The following is a 20,971-nucleotide window of genomic DNA, read 5'->3' on the forward strand; positions in this document are numbered from 1 at the left end:
GTCTTATGAGCGCGACGCCTGCATCTGCCGACGATCTGATCGTCATTGGCAAGATTTACTCGGTTCATGGCGTTCGCGGCGAAGTGAAGGTTTATTCCTTTACTGATCCGATTGGAAACCTGTTGGACTACAAAACCTGGACGCTTCGGCGCGAGGGCAGCGTTGATAAACAGGTGGAGCTGGTCAGCGGACGCTTGCAAAGCAAGTTTCTGGTCACAAAGCTCAAGGGTCTCGATGATCGTGAAGAAGCCCGTCTTCTGTCCGGTTACGAAATCTGCGTGCCGCGTAACCTGTTCCCTGATCTGGACGATGGCGAGTACTACTGGTACCAGCTTGAAGGCCTCAAGGTCATCGACCAACTCGGGCAATTGCTCGGGAAAATCGATCACCTGCTCGAAACCGGTTCGAACGATGTAATGGTTGTAAAGCCCTGCGCGGGTAGCCTGGATGATCGTGAACGCCTGTTGCCCTATACAGAGCAATGCGTGTTGGCAATCGATATGGCTGCTGGCGAGATGAAGGTGGATTGGGACGCGGACTTCTGAATGCCATGGCCAGCCTGCGCATAGAAGTCATCAGTCTGTTTCCCGAGATGTTTTCCGCCATCAGCGAATACGGCATTACCAGCCGTGCGGTGAAACAAGGGCTGTTGCAGCTCACTTGTTGGAATCCGCGGGATTACACCACTGATCGCCATCACACTGTGGATGATCGCCCATTTGGCGGTGGTCCGGGCATGGTGATGAAGATCAAGCCCCTTGAAGATGCTCTGGTTCAGGCCAGGCAAGCGGCAGGGGATGCGGCGAAGGTGATTTACCTGTCGCCACAAGGCCGCCAGCTGAATCAGTCTGCGGTACGCGAACTGGCGCAGGAGGAAGCGATTATCCTCATCGCCGGTCGTTATGAAGGCATTGACGAGCGTTTTATTGATGCTCATGTCGATGAAGAGTGGTCGATTGGTGACTATGTTCTTTCCGGTGGCGAGCTGCCGGCGATGGTCCTGATTGACGCGGTTACGCGGCTGCTGCCTGGAGCTTTAGGGCATGTGGACTCCGCGGAGGAAGATTCCTTCACGGACGGTCTGCTGGATTGCCCGCATTACACCCGACCTGAGGTGTATGCGGATCAGCGTGTTCCCGACGTGTTGCTAAGTGGCAATCACGCGCACATCCGGCGTTGGCGTTTACAGCAGTCCCTTGGGCGGACCTATGAACGACGCGCTGATCTTCTGGAAAGCCGCTCGCTTTCTGGAGAAGAGAAGAAGCTGCTGGCGGAATACATCCGCGAGCGGGACGATAGTTAACGTATCGATGGTCGATCCAGACGGATTACCTTAGGAGCACCAGCATGACTAACAAAATCATTCTTGCCCTCGAAGCAGAGCAGATGACCAAAGAGATCCCTACCTTTGCACCAGGCGACACCATCGTCGTCCAGGTTAAAGTGAAGGAAGGCGACCGCGCTCGTCTGCAAGCATTCGAAGGCGTTGTAATTGCCAAGCGTAACCGTGGCGTGAACAGTGCTTTCACTGTTCGTAAAATCTCCAACGGTGTTGGCGTTGAGCGTACTTTCCAGACTTACAGCCCGCAAATCGACAGCATGGCTGTGAAACGTCGCGGTGACGTTCGCAAGGCCAAACTGTACTACCTGCGTGACCTGTCCGGTAAAGCAGCGCGCATCAAGGAAAAACTGTCCTGATACAGTTTTTCGATGCATAAAAAAGGCAGCCTCAGGGCTGCCTTTTTGCTGTCTGCTGTTTGATGATTCACCCCTTGTTTACCGACACACGCACTGAGTGAATATGGCTGCCATCGACCACCCGCTGATTGACCGGTTTCTGGACGCGCTCTGGCTCGAAAAGGGCCTGTCCGACAACACCCGGGATGCTTACCGCAGTGATCTGGCGCTGTTCAACGGCTGGCTTCAGGAGCGCAACGTTGATCTGATCAGTGCCGTGCGTGAAGTCATCCTCGATCATCTTGCGTGGCGCGTTGAAAATGCCTACAAGCCGCGCTCTACGGCGCGTTTTCTGTCCGGCGCACGTGGCTTCTACCGCTACCTGCTGCGCGAAAAGCTGATTTCCGTCGATCCCACCCTGCAGATCGACATGCCTCAGTTGGGCAAACCGCTGCCCAAATCGCTTTCCGAAGCTGACGTCGAAGCATTGCTTGCTGCTCCCGACCTGAGCGAGCCCATCGGCGAGCGTGACCGCGCCATGCTTGAGGTGCTGTATGCCTGCGGTCTGCGCGTGACCGAATTGATCAGCCTGACCCTGGAGCAGGTCAATCTGCGTCAGGGCGTGCTGCGCGTGATGGGCAAAGGCAGCAAGGAGCGACTGGTGCCCATGGGCGAAGAGTCCATCGTCTGGGTCGAGCGTTACCTGCGCGGTGCCCGCGACGAGTTGCTGGGCGGAAAGCCCAGCGACGTACTGTTCCCCAGCACCCGCGGCGACCAGATGACCCGCCAGACCTTCTGGCATCGTATCAAGCATCAGGCGACTGTTGCGGGCATCGGCAAATCCCTGTCGCCGCACACCCTGCGCCATGCCTTCGCCACCCATCTGCTCAACCACGGCGCTGACTTGCGCGTGGTGCAGATGTTGCTTGGGCACAGTGATCTCTCGACGACGCAGATCTACACCCATGTGGCGCGAGCGCGGTTGCAGGAATTGCATGCCAAGCATCATCCGCGAGGTTGATTCGCGACGTATTTTGCGAAGCTTCTTATGTCGCTCCGAGTCGGCCCCGCGACCCTTATGTGGTAGGCTTTGCCGGTTTCGCCTATCAAGGCTGGCACGCCTTTTTTCGACAGTTGCCAGCCTGTCCGCCGTCATAGGAGTTTTCATGCGTTTGCCACAGATTTTCGCTGCCGCCGCTTTGATGCTGGCCGGCACCTTCAGTATGTCTGCCCTGGCTGATGCAGCCCCCGATCAGGCTATCCGCAAGACGCTCGACTCACTGGAATTGCAGCTGCCGGTCGAGAGCATCTCGCCGAGCCCGCTCAATGGCCTTTATGAAGTGAAGCTCAAGGGCGGCCGCGTCCTGTACGCCAGCGCCGACGGTCAGTTCGTGATGCAGGGCTATCTGTTTCAAGTGCAGAACGGCAAGCCGGTCAACCTGACCGAGAAGACCGAGCGTCTGGCCATTTCCAAGACCATCAACGCCATTCCTGCTTCCGAGATGGTGATCTATCCGGCGGTGGGCGAGACCAAGTCGCACATCACGGTATTCACCGACACGACCTGCCCGTATTGCCACAAGCTGCACGAAGAAGTGGGTCAGTTGAACAAGATGGGTGTCGAAGTCCGTTACCTGGCATTCCCGCGTCAGGGGCTTGGCTCTCCGGGTGACGAGCAGTTGCAGGCCGTCTGGTGTTCCAAGGACCGCAAAGGCGCGATGGACCGCATGGTCGATGGCAAGGACATCAAGGCCGCCAAATGCGACAATCCGGTCAGCAAGCAATATGAGCTCGGCCAGTCGATCGGCGTCAACGGCACGCCTGCGATTGTCCTGGCCGACGGTCAGGTGATTCCGGGTTATCAGCCTGCAGCTCAGGTTGCCAAGCTGGCACTGGGCGCCAAATAAGCCGGTGTTTTCAGACGCGCCTTGTGCAGACAGGGCGCAAGTAGCCGGAGTGTCGTCAAAATTTCAGCCGCATGGCGCCATGCGGCAGTTTTTTCCACAGCCGATTCAGGTTCGGCTGTTTTTCGGGGAGATCATCAGTGAAACCGGTCAAAGTAGGCATATGTGGGCTGGGTACTGTCGGTGGCGGTACTTTCAACGTACTTCAGCGTAACGCCGAGGAGATTGCCCGCCGTGCCGGACGTGGAATCGAAGTTGCGCAAATTGCGGTTCGTACACCAAACCCCAATTGCCAGATTACCGGTACGCCGACCACCAGCGATGTGTTTGCCATTGCGACCAACCCTGAAATCGACATCGTCGTGGAACTGATCGGCGGCTATACCGTTGCCCGCGAACTGGTGCTCAAGGCCATCGAAAACGGCAAGCACGTGGTGACCGCCAACAAGGCGCTGATCGCGGTGCATGGCAACGAAATTTTCGCCAAGGCGCGTGAGAAGGGCGTGATCGTCGCTTTTGAAGCAGCTGTTGCCGGTGGCATCCCGGTCATCAAGGCCATTCGTGAAGGCCTGTCGGCGAACCGTATCAACTGGGTTGCCGGCATCATCAATGGCACCGGCAACTTCATCCTCACCGAAATGCGCGAGAAGGGCCGTACCTTCGCCGATGTTCTGGCCGAGGCTCAGGCTTTGGGTTATGCCGAAGCCGATCCGACCTTCGACGTCGAAGGAATCGATGCGGCGCACAAACTGACGATTCTGGCCTCGATTGCCTTCGGTATCCCGCTGCAGTTCGACAAGGCCTACACCGAGGGCATTACCAAGCTGACGACTGCAGACGTCAACTATGCCGAAGCGCTGGGCTATCGCATCAAGCACCTGGGCGTTGCACGCAGCACGGCTCAAGGCATCGAACTGCGCGTACACCCGACGCTCATCCCGGCCGATCGCCTGATCGCCAACGTCAACGGCGTCATGAATGCGGTGATGGTCAATGGCGATGCGTCCGGCTCGACGCTGTTCTACGGCGCAGGTGCCGGCATGGAGCCTACCGCGTCTTCGGTGGTGGCCGACCTGGTCGATGTGGTCCGTGCGATGACCTCCGACCCGGAAAACCGGGTCCCTCATCTGGCCTTCCAGCCCGATTCGTTGTCTGCCCACCCGATCCTGCCGATCGAAGCCTGCGAGAGCGCCTACTACCTGCGCATTCAGGCCAAGGATCACCCGGGCGTGCTGGCTCAGGTCGCGAGCATCCTGTCCGAGCGCGGCATCAACATCGAATCGATCATGCAGAAGGATGTCGAAGAACACGATGGCCTGGTGCCGATGATCCTGTTGACTCACCGGGTAGTGGAGCAGGGTATCAATGACGCCATTCAAGCCCTGGAAGCCCTGCAGGACGTCGTTGGCCCGGTGGTTCGTATCCGCGTCGAGCACCTTAATTAACATCAACTGCAAGCTGTCAGCTCCAGGCCGCAAGCCGATCGTTTCGACCTTGCAGCCTTGGAGCCCTGGCTTTCAGCCCAGACCAAAGGTTTGATCCCATGCGCTATATCAGTACTCGCGGCCAGGCGCCGGCCCTGAATTTCGAAGACGTGCTGTTGACTGGTCTGGCCAGCGATGGCGGCCTCTACGTGCCGGAAAACCTGCCGCGCTTCACGCAGGAAGAGATCGCTTCCTGGGCAGGTCTGCCTTATCACGAACTGGCCTTCCGGGTGATGCGCCCCTTCGTGGCTGGCAGCATCCCGGATGCCGACTTCAAAAAGATTCTCGAAGAGACCTACGGCGTGTTTGCCCACAGCGCTGTCGCGCCGTTGCGCCAGCTGCATGGCAACGAGTGGGTACTCGAACTGTTCCATGGTCCGACGCTGGCGTTCAAGGACTTCGCACTGCAACTGCTTGGCCGCCTGCTCGACTACATTCTGGCCAAGCGTGGCCAGCGTGTCGTAATCATCGGCGCGACCTCGGGCGACACCGGTTCTGCGGCCATCGAAGGCTGCCGTCGCTGCGACAACGTCGATATCTTCATCCTGCACCCGAATAATCGGGTATCGGATGTACAGCGTCGGCAGATGACCACCATCTTCGGTGACAACATCCATAACATCGCAGTCGAAGGCAACTTCGACGACTGCCAGGAAATGGTCAAGGCCAGCTTCGCTGACCAGAGCTTCCTGAAGGGCACACCGCTGGTCGCGGTCAACTCGATCAACTGGGCGCGGATCATGGCTCAGATCGTGTACTATTTCCACGCGTCGTTGCAGTTGGGCGGACCTGCGCGTTCGGTGTCGTTCTCGGTGCCGACCGGTAACTTCGGCGATATCTTTGCCGGTTATCTGGCGCGCAACATGGGCCTGCCGATCAATCAGTTGATCGTCGCCACCAACCGCAACGATATCCTGCACCGCTTCATGAGCGGCAATCAGTACGTCAAGGAAACCCTGCACGCCACGCTGTCGCCTTCCATGGACATCATGGTGTCCTCCAACTTCGAGCGCCTGCTGTTCGACATGCACGGTCGCAACGGCGCTGCGATTGCCGAGTTGATGAGCACGTTCCGCCAGGGTGGCGGTTTCAGCGTCGAGGAAGAGCGCTGGACCGAGACCCGCAAACTGTTCGATTCGCTGGCGGTCAGTGACGAGGACACCTGCACGACCATCGCCGAAGTATTCGCCAGCACCGGCGAGTTGCTCGACCCGCATACCGCTATCGGAGTGAAGGCTGCACGCGAATGCCGCCGCAGTCTGGACACGCCGATGGTGATTCTGGGCACGGCGCATCCGGTCAAGTTCCCGGAGGCGGTGGAAAAAGCCGGTGTAGGAAAAGCGCTTGAACTACCTGCACATTTGTCTGATTTGTTCGAGCGGGACGAGCGCTGCACTGTTCTGCCAAATGACCTGAAAGCCATACAGGCGTTTGTCAGCCAGCACGGCAATCGCGGAAAACCGCTCTGACAGAAGCGTCGTGTAACAACTTTAGGCCCGCCATCTGGCGGGCCTTTCTGTTTCTACGTGCCAAACTTCGCTGGTTTTTCGAACCATAGAGTTGGGTCATTCGTAGTGAAGCAGGCAAGTATGCAGAGCGTAGTCAGGGAGGCAGGCAGTACATCGAGGTACCGCGCATGGCGCAGGGTATGGGTGTTGCTGGCGCTGATTTTTGCCGGGGCAGCCAATGCGGCGCAAAGCTTGCCGTTTTCACTGACAGCCCCTTTTGTGGCTTCAGCGGATCTGAACCTCGAAGATCAGGACCGGGCCTGGCTCGACCAGCGCAAGGTACTTCGGGTCGGCATTGCGATCGCAGACTACGAGCCGATCGATATCACCAGTGACCGCAACCGTTATCAGGGCATCAGTGCCGATTACCTGGGGCTGGTCAGCGACCAGTTGAACCTTCCGGTGCAGGTCACCGGGTATGCCAAGCGTGACGAGGCTATCGAGGCGCTGCGCGACGGCAAGATAGACCTGCTGACCAGTGCCAATGGTTTCGAACGCGGTGTGAAAGGGCTGTCGTTCTCAACCGAATACATGCCCGATCGGTCGGTAGCCGTTGGCCGCGGCAACGATCTGAGCCTGTCGTCGAATCTGACCGGCAAGAAGGTCGTGCTACTTGATGGCTATGCCGATTCAGACGTGCTGCACCGCGTTTATCCTGACAGCCAGATCATTATCGCGCCTAACCTCTACAGTGCTCTGGAAGCCCTGAGCCAGGGTGAAGTGGACGTGTTCATCGGCAACGAAGTCATAGTCCGTGCCTACACCGCGCTGCGGCCCTATCTCGGTTTGCAGATCAAATTCGAAAGTCGTTTGCCTCCGGTAGGGTTTTCCTTTGCGGTGCGTGATGACGAGCAGCGCTTGCTGACCTTCATCAATCGGGCCCTGGACAGCATCGCACCTTCGACCAGTCGTGAAGTGCTTGGGCGCTGGACCATGGGGCTGGGCGCTGACGTGGAAGGGCAGCGCATTCGCCTCACCAGTGCCGAGCGACGCTGGCTGCTCAAGCACCCGAGTGTGACCATCGCGACCGTGCAGCACCCACCGTATATCTACAAAGACAAGAACGGCCACTGGGTGGGGTTGAACGCAGATGTGCTGTCACGTATCTCGCGCATGACCGGGTTGCAGTTCGTCCATCAGGAATCATCTTCCACGCAGCAGACTATCGACATGCTGCGCGCCGGTCAGTCCGACATGAACACGACGCTCGCGGAAAACACCGAGCGCCGACGGTTTCTGGATTTTACCTATTCGTTCGGCGGCAATAGCTGGATGTTCGTGGTGCGCTCCGACCGCTCGTCGCGCATATCGCTCGACAGTCTGGCCGGGAAAGTACTGGCCCTTCCGGCCAGGCATGCGCTCGAGGACCTGATCAGGCGCGAGCATCCCTTGATCCAGCTGCGACTGGTGGACACCTACGATCAGGCCCGTGCGCTGGTGGAAAGCGGCGCTGCCGACGCGACCATTCAGAATGAAGTGGGGGCTTACCTGTTTCCCTCCGGACAACTAAAGGTCGCCAGAAGTGTCGAAGGCCAGTGGTCGCCCGACAGATTTTCAGTGATCAAGACCCAGCCCGAACTGCTGGGAATTCTCAACAAGGCGCTGGAAGAGTTCCCGGTGGCCGAGTTGCGTTCGATCCGCCTGAAGTGGCTGGGATCGGCGCTGCCTCAGCCGTCGCTCTGGGGGCGCATACCGCAGTGGGTATTCTGGGTAGTGTGCCTGGCGTTGCTGACCGGACTGGTGTCGCTGACCTGGAGCAGTCGGCTCAAGGTGCAGATTCGCCAGCGCCAGAGGGCGCAAAGACAGCTCAATGATCAACTGGCCTTCAAGCACGCTCTGCTCGACGGTATCCCCAATCCGATTTATGTGCGCGACCTCAAAGGACGCCTGATTTCCTGCAACCGCAGTTACGAGCAGAGTCTGGGCATCAGTTTCGAACAGATGAATGGCCGACGCCTCACGGACGTCAATCTGATCCCGCGTGCGTTGGCCGAGCAGATGCACACCGATTACCTCAATCTGTTGGAAAATCATCAGCCGGTGTTTTCCGATCGCACCATCGAACTGCCGGGCAAACGTATGGACGTCTGGCAATGGACGGTGCCTTTCTTCGCCGCCGATGGACAGTTGCAGGGGCTGCTCGGCGGCTGGATCGATATCACCGAGCGCAAGCAACTGGAACAGCAGCTTCAGGAAGCCATGCGACTGGCCGCTCAGGCCAACGAGGCAAAAAGCGCTTTCCTGGCCAGCATGAGCCATGAAATTCGCACGCCGATGGGGGCAATCACCGGCTTGCTGGAGCTGGAATGCGAACAGGCCTTGCGCCTGGGCAAGATTCCATCGCAGGGCCTGCAAGTGGCCCACCGCTCGGCTACGGAGCTGGTCGCGCTGATTGGCGAAAGTCTCGATCTGGCCAGAATCGAAGCGGGCGGCATGCAGTTGTCACTGGCTGTCACCTCCTTGCAAGAGCTGTTCGACGGTGTGATGGAGCTTTTTTCCGCGCAGGCTGGGGAAAAGGGTGTGGAACTACGCCTGGAATTCTCCGCGCAGGCGCGGGGCGACTACTGGCTGGATCCCTTGAGATTGCGCCAGGTGCTGCACAACGTGCTGGGCAACGCTTTGAAGTTCACCCGGCAAGGTGCGGTGGTCATGATGCTCGATGTGACTCATGACTCGCCTGAGTCCACGCGTGTGCGCATCGGTATTCAGGACAGCGGCGAAGGTATCGATCCGCAGCGTCAGCAGCAGGTATTTCAACCTTTCACCCAGGCAAGCGATGACACGGCTGCACACTACGGGGGCAGCGGGCTGGGGCTGAGTATTACCCGGCAACTGGTGGAGCTGATGAAGGGCGACATCAGCCTGCACAGCGAGCCGGGCAAGGGGACCCTGGTCACCATCGACCTGCCGTTGACCAGGGTGAGCGAGCCGGTTTTGCCCGCGGACGAGGTGACCGATGCGCCTGTCGACACGCGTAGCCTTCATTTGCTGGTGGTCGATGACATGTCCGCCAATCGTCTGGTATTGACCCGGCAGCTGGAGTTTCTTGGCCATCAGGTAACGGCGGTCGAAGACGGCAGGGCGGCCCTGTCGAGCTGGTGTGAAGGGGCGTTCGATGCGGTGATCACCGACTGCAACATGCCGGGTATCAGCGGCTACGCATTGACCCAGGCCATTCGCCAGATCGAAGAGAAAGAGCAGCGTCAGCGCTGCCCGGTGATCGGCTGTACCGCCAACGCGATGAGTGACGAGGCGGCACGTTGCGAGCAGGCAGGTATGGACGGCCTGCTGATCAAGCCGCTGTCACTGGCGCGTCTGGCCCAAGAGTTGGCGGATCGGGTACGTGAGCCGACGTTCGACATCGGCACGCTGCAAACCATGACTCAGGCCAACCCGCAACAGATGCAACGATTGCTGGGCGAGTTATGGAAGAACCTGAGGCATGAGCACGCTTTGCTGGAGCCCGCTGTGTCGGCCAGTGACTGGAAGACCCTGAGCGCCTGTCTGCATCGGCTCAAGGGCGCGGCGAGTCTGGTCGACGCAGTGCCGCTCGCCAAGGCTTGTGCCGCGCTGGACGACAGTGTCCGGCTGCAAAGCACGGCCAGTCTGGCCGACCGCTGGCAGGCACTGGAGTTGGCCATGACCGGTCTGCGCGCTGATATCGAATTGCAACTGGTGGTCGTGCCCGAGACGGCGGTGCCAGGCGGTTGAATCCTGCCGACAACGTGTGACGGGTTTAGGACATGTCCTATGGGGCCGGTGCCCTGGACGAGCTACAGTTAATGTTATCCCGGGCCGATGGCTCTGACTCCGCAGGCGTGATCGTGCACTCACTCAAGGTTCTGATTCTCGAAGACCATCCCTTCCAGCTGATGGCTCTGCATCAGATGCTCAACGCCAATCAGGTGTTCGATGTGCTGGTGGCCGACAGCGTCGAGGTTGCCAGGCTTTCCCTGCAAAGCCGCGGCCCTGTCGACATCGCGATCTGCGACTTGCAGATGGAAGGGCCTGATGGTCTGGAACTGATCCGCTTCATGGCTGAGAACGGCCTGGCGCGAGCGCTGATCATTGTCAGCTGTTCTGCCGCCTGCGTGCTGGAAGGGGCTGCGCAACTGGCGCTTGCCCAAGGCCTGAACGTTCTGGGCTATGTGCAAAAACCGGCCTCTGCCGGGGCGTTGTACGAGTTGCTTGAGGCATATGGGCCTGGCCGCTCGGACTGTATAGAGCAGGCATCGCCGGGCAGCGCGTTCAGAGCTCTTTGCGCCATCGAATTGTTTGACCCGACAGGCAGCGGACCGATAGACGTGGCGTCCATTGCCGAACAATGGATCACCTATTTTCAACCCAAGGTCAGTCTGCAGGGCGAGTTGTTGGGGGCCGAAGCGTTGGTTCGCTGGCAGCATCCGGTGTATGGCCTGCTGGCACCCGGGCGATTCATCGAGGCCATCGAGGCTGAAGGGCTGACCGTGGCGTTGACCTGGCGGGTGCTGGATCAGGCCCTGCAGTTCTCTGCGCAAGTCATGGGCGAGCAGGGCGAGCCGTTGTCGGTTGCCGTCAACATTGACCCTCAAGTGCTGCAACAGCTGGATTTCGCCGAGCAGATCACGCAAGCGCTTGCCCGTCATGGCGTACCGGCCACCGCGCTGACCCTGGAAATTCTCGAGCAGGACGCCGCGCGTCCGGAAACCTGGCAGCTCGAAGGCCTGTTGAGGTTGTGCATGCAGGGTTGCAAGTTGTCCATCGATGACTTTGGCATGGGCGCTTCGAATATCGACCGGCTTCTGCAATTACCTTTCAGCGAACTGAAAATACCGACCGAGTTCGTGCGCGGCATGGCCGACGACGCGCGTAAATCGGCGGTAGTGGCCGGTGCCTTGCTCATGGCGCAGCGGCTGTCGATGTCGGTCGTGGTTGAAGGTGTCGAGACGATTGAAGACGTCCACAGTCTGCTGGCGCTGGGCGATCCCGCCATTCAAGGGTATTTCATCGCCCGTCCGATGCCGGCCTCGGCGTTCATGCGCTGGGTCGCCGAGCGTGATGGCGGCGACCTGCAAGCCGTTTCCAGAGAAGACCCGCCTCAGGACATGCCGCTTTCCTGCAAATAAATGAACAGCGCCGCGTCATTGGCCAGTCCGAGCTTGCGCATGGCGGCGACTTTCTGAGCGCTGACGGTCTGTTTGCTGCGATTGAGTTGCGCCGCGATCTGGCCAACCGTATGGCCCGCCGAGAGCAGGCGTAACACTTCCAGCTCTCTTGGCGACAAGCGATCTGCCGGCAGCAGCGCGTCGGGCCCATGCTGACGGGCTTCGCTCAGCACGCTGCGCACCGAATCGGCGACAAAAAGCTCACCGCGCCTGACCCCCTTGATGGCAGCAGGCAGCTCTCCGGCAAGGCTGGCCTTGCTCAACAGACCCCGGACATCCAGGTCAAGCATGGACTGAAACAGTCCGGCATTGCTCAGGGTCGTGACAACGATCACCGGCAACGCCGGAAAGTCCCGGCGGATGCGCTGCAGCAGACGCAGGCCATCGTTCTGCCGTTCGACGGGCATCATGAAGTCAGTCACCAGCACATCGCAGGCATGGCGTTCGAGTGCCTGGAGCAGTTCGTCCGGATTGCAGGCCTCGGCGACGACGCTGGCCAGATTGTCCTGCTCCAGTACGACCCGCAGGCCGATGAGAAAAATCGGGTGGTCATCAGCCACGATGACCCGCAACGGGCGATCAGCGGAATCGCTCAAGAGGTGGCTCCGTGAAAAAGGCTATACGGGTATTGCACGCGATGGAGGTGTTTAACGCAGTGATCAACAGCATAGGCACCTTGTAGGACGCGTAGCGGAATTATGTTGGATTCGTCCTACAAGCTCACTTTCTGTTGTCATTGGCGTCCGGTTTTTTCCTTGTCACATTCAACAGGCATGCTCGAAATGACAGACAGGTGCTGCGATCCGGCGATAGAAAGAACTTTCTGCTGTCGCCGATGGTCATTGGTTAGCACCTTTGCATTCAAACTGTTGAGTGGTGATCCGGATGGAAAATATCAGCTTACTGCTAAGCGAAGCGCTGGCTCCCTATCAGGCCAGTATTGGCCCGGCCGGCTCTCGGGGCGAACGTCTGGTGACTCTGAAAGACAAGGCGGGCACCAGTGTGATCGAGCGCGCATTCGGCGCTGATCAACTGAGCGACAAGCGTCAGCTCACCGACGTGGTAGACGGTCTGCGTCGCGATCTGATGGTTGCCGAGGGTCGAATCGAACCCTGCGTCATTGCTGCCATGCGCAATGCTGCAATCAGCCGCACCTTTGTCGGCACCCCATCATTTGCTTAACAGTTGCTTAACCGACGTCTCCGATACCGGAACCTGACGGGTTCGCTGCACTCTTATCCATTACGTCAGGTTTGATCATTGTGCTCCGGTGATCAAGGGCTGACGTACTGACCAAAATGGTCATGTTTACCCCGAGCAGGTCCCCCTCTGCCCGGGGCTTCTTTTGTCCGGTCATTCCTTGTCCAGCAGTGCCTTGACGTCCTCCAGATAGCTGGCCCGTTGCGCAGGTTCCAGCCACTGCGCATAAAAGCCCATCAGGCGGGTTTCGCGCAGCACGCGCATCTCGCGGTTGATCAGTGCAATGGCCTGCTCGCCGTCGGGCGAGTTGCTGCAGCTGACATAGACGAACTGGTATGCAGGATTGCCCTTGATCGGCAAGAAGGCCAGTTCCTCCGGCCTTATGCCTTGTTGCATCGCCTGATAGCGTGCTTCCGGCCAGAAGCTGATAAAGGCTTGCAGACGCCCCAGACGCTCCATTTGCAGCAGGCTGCCGACGGCATCGTTACCGTAGTGCGGCACGAGGACATCTTCATTGACGTCGTGCAACGTGTGGTCGATCATTTCTCCATAGCTGCGCTCGGCAACGATGCCCAATTTGATCGTCCGGCTGGCCATCAAGGCCGCGACGTCGATTTTTCCGTCCGCGACGTAGGGCTCGAACTTCGACATCTCCTCCTTGCGCACAATCAGGCCGCTGCTCAGTACCGCGCCGATCGGTATGGAAAAAAGCAGGGTTCTGGCTCTTTCTGCCGTCCACAGCATGGTGGGATCACAACTGAGAGACGTGTCGTCGCTCAGCATCTGCAGAGCCCTGGCGCGGTTGACCCGCATCAGCACGTGATCGTATTCGGGCATTTGCGCGGTCAGCAAGGGCATCAGCTGATCAATTGCACCTTGCCCGCGCATGGCACCGGAAAAAATCGTCGAAGGAGGGATGTCGCGCATCAGCCAGGTCAGCGTCTCCCTGGCCTGGCTGGCACACGGCATGGCAGCCAGCGACAGGGCGAGCATCAATCGAGCCGTTGTACAGTACGAGGCAGGAAGGGGCATTCGCGGGTGTCATCCTCGAAAAAGGTTCAACGGTCTGAGGTAGGGTTGGCAGCTCTTTGAATGGCGCTGCGCCAGTGGCGTCACATTCAGGTGCCCCGGTTGGGAGTCCGGGTGCTCGCTGCAGATCGTCTGTAGCACAGATATGTATCAGAAATTTGTTTCAAACTATCGATTTTTGTTCGTCCTGAAAATGGGGGGCAAGCACATCCTTGCGCGAGCAAGTTCGTTCACAGGCCCGGCATCGGGTAGACTTGCCGTCTTCCCTCCAGACTCTAGAAGCCCGTTCATGGCCCAGCCGTCCACGACCTACAAATTCGAACTCAACCTCACCGACCTTGATCGCGGCGTGTACGAGAGCGTCAAGCAGACCATTGCCCGCCATCCTTCGGAAACCGAAGAGCGCATGACCGTGCGTCTGCTGGCCTATGCCTTCTGGTACAACGAACAGTTGTCGTTCGGTCGCGGCCTGTCTGATGTCGACGAACCCGCTCTTTGGGAAAAAAGCCTGGATGACCGCGTTCTGCACTGGATCGAAGTGGGGCAGCCGGACGCCGATCGACTGACCTGGTGCTCGCGCCGTACCGAACGCACCAGCCTGCTGGCTTATGGCAGCCTGCGCGTCTGGGAAGGCAAGGTCATCCCGGCGATCAAGAACCTGAAAAACGTCAATATCGCCGCCGTCCCGCAGGAAGTGCTGGAAGTGCTGGCCAAGGACATGCCGCGGGTCATCAAGTGGGATGTGATGATCAGTGAAGGGACGGTGTTCGTCACTGACGACCGCGGCCAGCATGAAGTCCAGTTGCAATGGCTTGCGGGCGAGCGCGGCTGACAGCCGCCGGTTCCGATCGAAATCACATTCATCGACACTGCAAAGAGAATCAGCTGACCCGCATGCGCATCGAACCTCGTCTATTGCCCGATACCTTGCCGTTCCTTGGCGACCTGCCGCCCTTGCTCACTCGTCTGTACGCAGCACGAGGTGTGGCCTGCGAGGCCGAACTGGACAAAAGCCTGGCGCGGCTGATCCCTTATCAGCAACTCAAGGGGATCGATGCGGCAGTGGACCTGCTGGTCACTGCGCTGCGCGAGGGCCAGCGTATGCTGATCGTCGGCGATTTCGACGCCGATGGCGCGACCGCCAGCACCGTGGGCGTGCTGGGCTTGCGTCTGCTGGGCGCGGCGCATGTGGATTATCTGGTGCCCAACCGGTTCGAATACGGCTACGGCCTGACGCCGGAAATCGTCGAAGTGGCGCTGCAGCGCGAACCTCAGCTGTTGATCACCGTGGATAACGGCATTTCGAGCGTCGAGGGCGTGGCGGCGGCCAAGGCGGCCGGCTTGCAGGTACTGGTGACCGATCACCATTTGCCTGGTCATGAGCTTCCTGTCGCAGACGCCATCGTCAACCCGAACCAGCCAGGCTGCACCTTCCCCAGCAAATCGCTGGCCGGTGTCGGGGTCATTTTCTATGTACTGATGGCCTTGCGTGCGCGTCTGCGCGAGACCGGCTGGTTCGAGAGCAATCAGCGTGCCCAGCCCAATCTGGGCGAGCTCCTGGACCTGGTTGCGTTGGGCAGCGTGGCCGATGTGGTGCCGCTGGATGCCAACAACCGCATTCTGGTCCATCAGGGGCTGATGCGCATCCGTGCCGGCCGCGCCCGACCGGGGTTGCGCGCCATTCTGGAAGTTGCCCGGCGTGAACCTTCACGCATCACCTCCACCGACCTGGGGTTCATTCTCGGGCCACGCCTGAACGCGGCAGGGCGCCTGGATGACATGAGCCTGGGCATCGAATGCCTGCTTTGCGACGACCCGACACTGGCGCGGGAAATGGCCGTGCAACTGGATGAGTTGAACCAGGATCGCAAATCCATCGAGCAGGGCATGCAGCGTGAAGCGCTCGCCCAGCTCAAGGACTTGCCGCTGGAGTCGATGCCGTTCGGCTTGTGCCTGTTCGATGCCGAGTGGCACCAGGGTGTCATCGGCATCCTCGCTTCGCGGCTCAAGGAACGTTACCACCGCCCCACCATCGCGTTCGCCAGCGCCGGGGAGGGCGTGCTCAAAGGCTCGGCCCGCTCGGTGCCGGGGTTTCACATTCGCGATGCGCTGGACGCCGTGGCGGCCAGTCATCCGCATCTGATCAGCAAGTTTGGCGGTCACGCGATGGCGGCAGGCCTCTCGCTGCCGGAAGAGAACTTCCCGGCGTTTGCCGAAGCGTTCGATCAGGAGGTGCGTCGTCAGCTCGACGAGCAAGACCTGACCGGGCGTCTGCTGTCCGACGGCTCGCTGGCTGTCGAGGAATTTCACCTGGAACTGGCCCGCGCGCTGCGCAATGCCGGCCCCTGGGGGCAGCACTTCCCCGAGCCCTTGTTCCACGGCGTGTTTCAGCTGGTCGAGCAGCGAGTGGTGGGCGAGCGTCACTTGAAGATGGTGCTCAAGACCGAGTGCGGCAGCGTCAAGCTCGATGGCATTGCGTTCGGCGTCGACCGCGATATCTGGCCCAACCCGAATATCCGCTGGGTCGAGCTGGCCTACAAACTCGACCTCAACGAGTTTCGTGGTAATGAAACCGTGCAGCTGATGGTGGTGCATATCGCACCACGCTGACGATAGCAGGAACCCCTCTCGCTACCGGGTTGTCGACACTACACGGTCTGCCAACCCTGTTCTTTGAATGAACAGTGCTTGGGCACCTGAATTTTCATTACGAGAGGTTGCCATGAGCCTGCTGCTTGAACCCTATACCCTGCGCCAATTGACCCTTCGCAACCGTATTGCAGTGTCGCCGATGTGCCAGTATTCCAGTGTCGACGGCCTGGCCAATGACTGGCACCTGGTTCACCTGGGAAGCCGCGCCGTCGGCGGTGCCGGCCTGGTCATCACCGAAGCGATGGCGGTAACGCCGGACGGCCGCATCACTCCCGAAGACCTCGGGCTGTGGAACGACGAACAGATCGAACCGCTGCAACGCATCACCCGCTTTATCAACGCTCAGGGCGCGGTTGCCGGCGTCCAGCTGGCGCATGCCGGCCGCAAGGCCAGCACTTGGCGCCCGTGGCTTGGCAAGCACGGCAGTATTTCCCTGAATAAAGGCGGCTGGACCCCGGTCGGGCCTTCGGCGATTGCCTTCGATCCGCAGCACACCGCCCCTGTGCAATTGAGCGAAACGCAGATTCAGGAGTTGATCAAGGCGTTTGTCGATTCCGCGCGGCGTGCCTTGGAGGCGGGCTTCAAAGTGGTAGAAATCCACGCCGCCCATGGTTATTTGCTGCATCAGTTCCTGTCGCCTCTGAGCAACCAGCGCACCGACGAGTATGGCGGCTCATTCGAGAACCGCATCCGCCTGACCCTGCAAGTCACCGAAGCTGTGCGTGCGGTGTGGCCTGCAGAGCTGCCATTGTTCGTTCGTGTGTCCGCCACTGACTGGGTGGAAGACGGCTGGAACGCCGATGAAACGGTCGAGCTGGCGCGTCGATTGAAAGCACTCGGCACCGATCTGATCGATGTATCGTCGGGCGGTACGTCAGCCAACGCGGAAATTCCGGTCGGCCCTGGCTACCAGACGCGCTTCGCCGAGCGGGTTCGCAAGGAGTCTGACATCGCGACAGGCACGGTGGGCATGATTACCGATCCGGCGCAGGCAGAACATATTCTGCGCACCGGGCAGGCCGACATCATTCTGCTGGCGCGTGAGCTGCTGCGTGATCCGTACTGGCCACTGCGCGCCGATGAAGACCTGGGTGGCCGCCTGGCAACCTGGCCTGCGCAGTATCAACGCGCGACGCACCGTGATCAGCCGATTCATGAGTCTGATCTGCGCGACTGATCGCCACTGGGTTCATCGAAAGCACTACCCTAAAAATGAGCGCCGTACGGCGCTCATTTTTTGTTACTCGCCTTCCAGCAGCTCGGTGACGCGGCCGATCAGTTCGGCAATCGCAAACGGCTTGGGCAGCACGTGCATGCCCGGCTCAAGCGTGTCATGCGCCAACGCGGCGTTTTCAGCATAACCGGTCACGAACAGTATTTTCAGATCAGGCCTGACATCCCGCGCCGCATCTGCAACCTGACGGCCATTCATGCCGCCCGGCAGACCGACGTCGGTAATCAGCAGGTCGATGGCCGCTTTGGACTGCAGAATGGTCAGCGCATCGGCGCCTCGTTCAGCCTGCAAAACGACGTAGCCAAGGTCTTCAAGCAGCTCCACAATGAGCAAGCGCACGGCGGGCTCGTCATCGACGACCAGAATGGTTTCGTCGCCGGTGCTGGAGGCGGGGACTTGCAGCGGGCTGTCATCGAAGGCCACCGCTTCAGCTTCGCCTTCGTGCATCGGCAGCAGAATGCTGACTTTCGAACCCTCGCCAACCTTTGACGTAATGTAGACGCCGCCACCTGACTGCCGTGCAAAGCCGTAAATCATCGACAGCCCCAGCCCGGTGCCCATGCCTGTCGGTTTGGTGGTGAAGAACGGGTCGAAGGCTCGCACCATGACGTCGTTGCTCATGCCCGTGCCGGTGTCGCTGACGGACAGTTCCACATAGCGGCCTGCGGGCAATTGATACCTGGTCGCCGTGACTGCAGTCAAGTGACGGTTGCCTGTCTGGATCAGCAGTTTTCCGCCATCGGGCATGGCGTCCTTGGCGTTGATGCACAGGTTGAGCAGCGAATTCTCCAGTTGATGCGGATCAACCAGAGTCGCCCACAGCCCGCGTGAGGCATTGACCTGCATGTCGATGGCCGGACCCACGGTGCGCCGGATCAGCTCGTCCATGCCCGCGACCAGAAGATCGATGTCCGTGGCCTTGGGGGCCAGTGTCTGACGACGCGAGAATGCCAGCAGCCGGTGTGTCAGGGAGGCCGCGCGTCTTGAGCCTTCCAGCGCTGCGTTGATGTAGCGATCCAGTTCTGTGAAGCGTTCCTGTCTGATCCTCGACAGCAGCAGCTCCATGTTGCCGGTGACGCCCATCAGCAGGTTGTTGAAGTCATGGGCCAGCCCGCCGGTCAATTGCCCGACCGCTTCCATTTTCTGCGACTGAATCAAGGCCTCTTCGGCAATACGCAGGGCCTTGATGCGGTCCTTTTCGTGGGTCAGGTGCTTGCCCAGCGCAAAAATGATTCCATTGCCGGGTGCAGCGGTCCAGCCGAACCAGTGGTAGCTGCCGTCGACATGCTGATAACGATTTTCAAACAACGGCAGTACGTGGTTGATGGCGTGTTTCAGGGCATTCTGGGTGTTTCTGACGTCATCCGGATGCAGCAGGGTCATGATGGAAGTACCCAGCAGCTCGTGTTGCGGGTGGCCCAGCAGCGCTGTCCATGCCGGGTTTACGCGCAGAAAGATACCGTTGAAATCGAGTATCGCCAGCGGGTCAGGAGATATCTCCCAAAACGTGTCCAGCTCCAGCGTGCGTTGTTCAAGTCTGGCGGTCTGCTGTCGTTCCAGGTTGACCAGGTCATCGATCAGTTTCAGGCGTTTGCGCTCGCTTTCCTGCAGCGCCTGCTGATTGAGCACGTGCGCAGTGGTTTCGTTGGTGAGGCAGAACATGCCAACCACCAGACCGTGCTCGTCGATTACCGGTGAAAACGAGAATGACCACCATGTCTGCTCGACCTCGCCGTAGCGCGCCATGGTCAGCGGCATGTCCGTGTAGCGGCAGGGCTTGCCGGCGAACGCATCGATCACCAGCGGCGCGACCTGATCCCAGACGTCCGCCCACAGATCCGGGATCAGCGCACCGATGGCGTGGTCCTTGCGCGGTCCGAGGATCGGGGTGTAAGCGTCATTGTGGAAAAACACCAGCTCCGGCCCCCAGAGCAGGTACATGGATTCCGGGGAATTGAGGATCAGATTCAGGGTGTTTTTCAGCGACACCGGCCATTGCTCGATCGGTCCGAGTGATGTCTGGCTCCAGTCCATGGATCGGATAATCCCGGCGGCTTTGCCGTTGGCGGTCGGGAAACCAGTGGGCGATGTCACGTCAGGCAAGCTCCTGAAAATCTGCATGGAAGTGCAATGGTATTCGTATGAATGTGGGTCTTTGCCTGGTCAATTCAGGAAAGGGTCTGCGTACCTGCTTTTACCTGCAGCCTGTACATTATTGACTCTTTGCCACAGGTGCGGGTTGCACGCATTTCGCCGTTGCACGGGGCAGATTGACGAACGGGTAGGGTTTACACCCGTAACATCCGGAAGCACACCGGTAATAGCCAGACAGCGACTTCTCTTCAAGTTGTTGGTCAATGAATTATCTGACAAACCTTGTAGGAGGCTCTCTGTGAATACGCGTGGTTTACTCGATCAATTGCTCAAGTCCGGACAAAGCATGTTGCAGGACAAGAACAAAGGCAAATCCGGCAAGCAATCGTCGGGCAGCGATTCATTGATCAATGGTCTCGGCAGCCTGCTTGGCGGTGGCAAAGGGCAGGGCGTTTCCCAGAATGGACTGGGCAGCCTGCTATCTGGCGCCGGTGGTGGTGCGCTGGCCGCAGGTGCCATGAGCCTTCTGCGCGGCAAACGCTCACGCGGGATGGGCGGCAAGGTGTTGACCTACGGAGGCCTGGCGGCGCTGGGCGTACTGGCCTACAAGGCTTACAACAACTGGCAGGCCAGTCAGGGGCTCGCCGCTCAGCGCGAACCGCAAACCATCGACCGGCTGCCCGAGGCTGAAGCCGAGCAGCACAGCCAGGCAATCCTGCGCGCACTGGTCGCCGCGGCAAAGGCCGATGGTCATGTCGATGAGCGTGAGCGCGAACTGATCGAGGGTGAGTTCACCAAGCTGAACAACGATCAGACGCTTCAGCAGTGGCTTCACGCCGAGCTGAACAAACCGCTGGACCCGGCCGAGGTGGCCCGTGCCGCGACCACACCGGAAATGGCGGCAGAGATGTACATCGCCAGCGTGATGCTGGTGGATGAAGAGCACTTCATGGAGCGCGCCTACCTTGATGAGTTGGCGCGTGAGTTGAAACTGGAACCCGGCCTCAAGACCGAGCTTGAGGGCCAGGTGCGGAACGCTCAGTAA

Annotated in this window: 17 protein-coding genes; 14 read left to right on the forward strand and 3 right to left on the reverse strand. The window is 59.6% G+C overall.

Annotated elements, in window-relative coordinates:
* The first annotated feature begins 5 nt into the window (after positions 1-5).
* From rimM to P406_RS15825, 9 genes are all read left to right on the forward strand, one after another.
* Positions 6-545, forward strand: coding sequence for a ribosome maturation factor RimM (gene rimM, locus P406_RS15785; RefSeq protein ID WP_003314225.1), 540 nt, complete (start codon positions 6-8; stop codon positions 543-545).
* A 5-nt stretch (positions 546-550) separates the two neighbouring features.
* Entirely contained in the window at positions 551-1,303 is a 753-nt protein-coding gene (gene trmD / locus P406_RS15790) for a tRNA (guanosine(37)-N1)-methyltransferase TrmD (RefSeq protein WP_002552523.1), read from the forward strand.
* Positions 1,304-1,347: 44 nt separating this feature from the next.
* The gene (gene rplS / locus P406_RS15795; protein WP_002552524.1) at positions 1,348-1,698 is read left to right on the forward strand and encodes a 50S ribosomal protein L19; all 351 of its coding nucleotides are present in this window, start codon (positions 1,348-1,350) and stop codon (positions 1,696-1,698) included.
* Between the two features lie 103 nt (positions 1,699-1,801).
* On the forward strand, positions 1,802-2,698 hold the full coding sequence (xerD, locus tag P406_RS15800; RefSeq protein WP_046236693.1) for a site-specific tyrosine recombinase XerD: 897 nt from the start codon (positions 1,802-1,804) through the stop codon (positions 2,696-2,698).
* A gap of 145 nt (positions 2,699-2,843) precedes the next feature.
* A complete protein-coding gene (gene dsbC / locus P406_RS15805) occupies positions 2,844-3,584 on the forward strand; it encodes a bifunctional protein-disulfide isomerase/oxidoreductase DsbC (RefSeq protein ID WP_003409174.1) in 741 nt (246 codons plus the stop codon).
* A gap of 137 nt (positions 3,585-3,721) precedes the next feature.
* Positions 3,722-5,026, forward strand: coding sequence for a homoserine dehydrogenase (locus P406_RS15810; RefSeq protein ID WP_003409178.1), 1,305 nt, complete (start codon positions 3,722-3,724; stop codon positions 5,024-5,026).
* Positions 5,027-5,124: 98 nt separating this feature from the next.
* Positions 5,125-6,534 carry a threonine synthase gene (gene thrC / locus P406_RS15815; protein ID WP_003314231.1) on the forward strand — a complete coding sequence of 470 codons (1,410 nt, stop codon included), beginning with the start codon at positions 5,125-5,127 and terminating at the stop codon, positions 6,532-6,534.
* Positions 6,535-6,654: 120 nt separating this feature from the next.
* Positions 6,655-10,284: a transporter substrate-binding domain-containing protein gene (locus P406_RS15820; RefSeq protein WP_082100824.1), complete on the forward strand. Its 3,630-nt coding sequence runs from the start codon at positions 6,655-6,657 to the stop codon at positions 10,282-10,284.
* 113 nt (positions 10,285-10,397) lie between these two features.
* Positions 10,398-11,678, forward strand: coding sequence for an EAL domain-containing response regulator (locus P406_RS15825; protein WP_442439550.1), 1,281 nt, complete (start codon positions 10,398-10,400; stop codon positions 11,676-11,678).
* Here the strand turns inward: P406_RS15825 and P406_RS15830 are convergent.
* Complete coding sequence (locus P406_RS15830; protein ID WP_046236696.1) at positions 11,651-12,313, reverse strand: response regulator; 663 nt, start codon at positions 12,311-12,313, stop codon at positions 11,651-11,653. The genes P406_RS15825 and P406_RS15830 overlap by 28 nt on opposite strands.
* 289 nt (positions 12,314-12,602) lie before the next feature.
* Between P406_RS15830 and P406_RS15835 the strand changes: the two genes are divergently transcribed.
* Complete coding sequence (locus P406_RS15835) at positions 12,603-12,899, forward strand: DUF3509 domain-containing protein (RefSeq protein WP_003415480.1); 297 nt, start codon at positions 12,603-12,605, stop codon at positions 12,897-12,899.
* Positions 12,900-13,070: 171 nt separating this feature from the next.
* Here P406_RS15835 and P406_RS15840 read toward each other — a convergent pair whose 3' ends face one another.
* The gene (locus P406_RS15840; RefSeq protein ID WP_046236697.1) at positions 13,071-13,910 is read right to left on the reverse strand and encodes a TIGR02285 family protein; all 840 of its coding nucleotides are present in this window, start codon (positions 13,908-13,910) and stop codon (positions 13,071-13,073) included.
* Positions 13,911-14,235: 325 nt separating this feature from the next.
* Here P406_RS15840 and P406_RS15845 point away from each other — a divergent pair, with 325 nt between their 5' ends.
* The 3 genes from P406_RS15845 (at position 14,236) to P406_RS15855 (ending at position 17,775) form a co-directional block, all read left to right on the forward strand.
* Positions 14,236-14,778, forward strand: coding sequence for a YaeQ family protein (locus P406_RS15845; RefSeq protein WP_003314240.1), 543 nt, complete (start codon positions 14,236-14,238; stop codon positions 14,776-14,778).
* 62 nt (positions 14,779-14,840) lie between these two features.
* The gene (gene recJ, locus P406_RS15850) at positions 14,841-16,556 is read left to right on the forward strand and encodes a single-stranded-DNA-specific exonuclease RecJ (protein WP_046236769.1); all 1,716 of its coding nucleotides are present in this window, start codon (positions 14,841-14,843) and stop codon (positions 16,554-16,556) included.
* A 112-nt stretch (positions 16,557-16,668) separates the two neighbouring features.
* On the forward strand, positions 16,669-17,775 hold the full coding sequence (locus P406_RS15855) for an NADH:flavin oxidoreductase/NADH oxidase (protein WP_046236698.1): 1,107 nt from the start codon (positions 16,669-16,671) through the stop codon (positions 17,773-17,775).
* A gap of 63 nt (positions 17,776-17,838) precedes the next feature.
* Here the strand turns inward: P406_RS15855 and P406_RS15860 are convergent, their stop codons facing one another.
* Positions 17,839-19,926 (reverse strand): hybrid sensor histidine kinase/response regulator, encoded by a 2,088-nt coding sequence (locus P406_RS15860; protein ID WP_046236770.1) that lies wholly within the window; start codon positions 19,924-19,926, stop codon positions 17,839-17,841.
* Between the two features lie 298 nt (positions 19,927-20,224).
* Here P406_RS15860 and P406_RS15865 point away from each other — a divergent pair, with 298 nt between their 5' ends.
* On the forward strand, positions 20,225-20,971 hold the full coding sequence (locus P406_RS15865) for a tellurite resistance TerB family protein (protein ID WP_003409230.1): 747 nt from the start codon (positions 20,225-20,227) through the stop codon (positions 20,969-20,971).

This window comes from Pseudomonas syringae pv. coryli str. NCPPB 4273, from assembly GCF_000972175.1.
In the GTDB taxonomy this organism is placed as follows: domain Bacteria; phylum Pseudomonadota; class Gammaproteobacteria; order Pseudomonadales; family Pseudomonadaceae; genus Aquipseudomonas; species Aquipseudomonas syringae.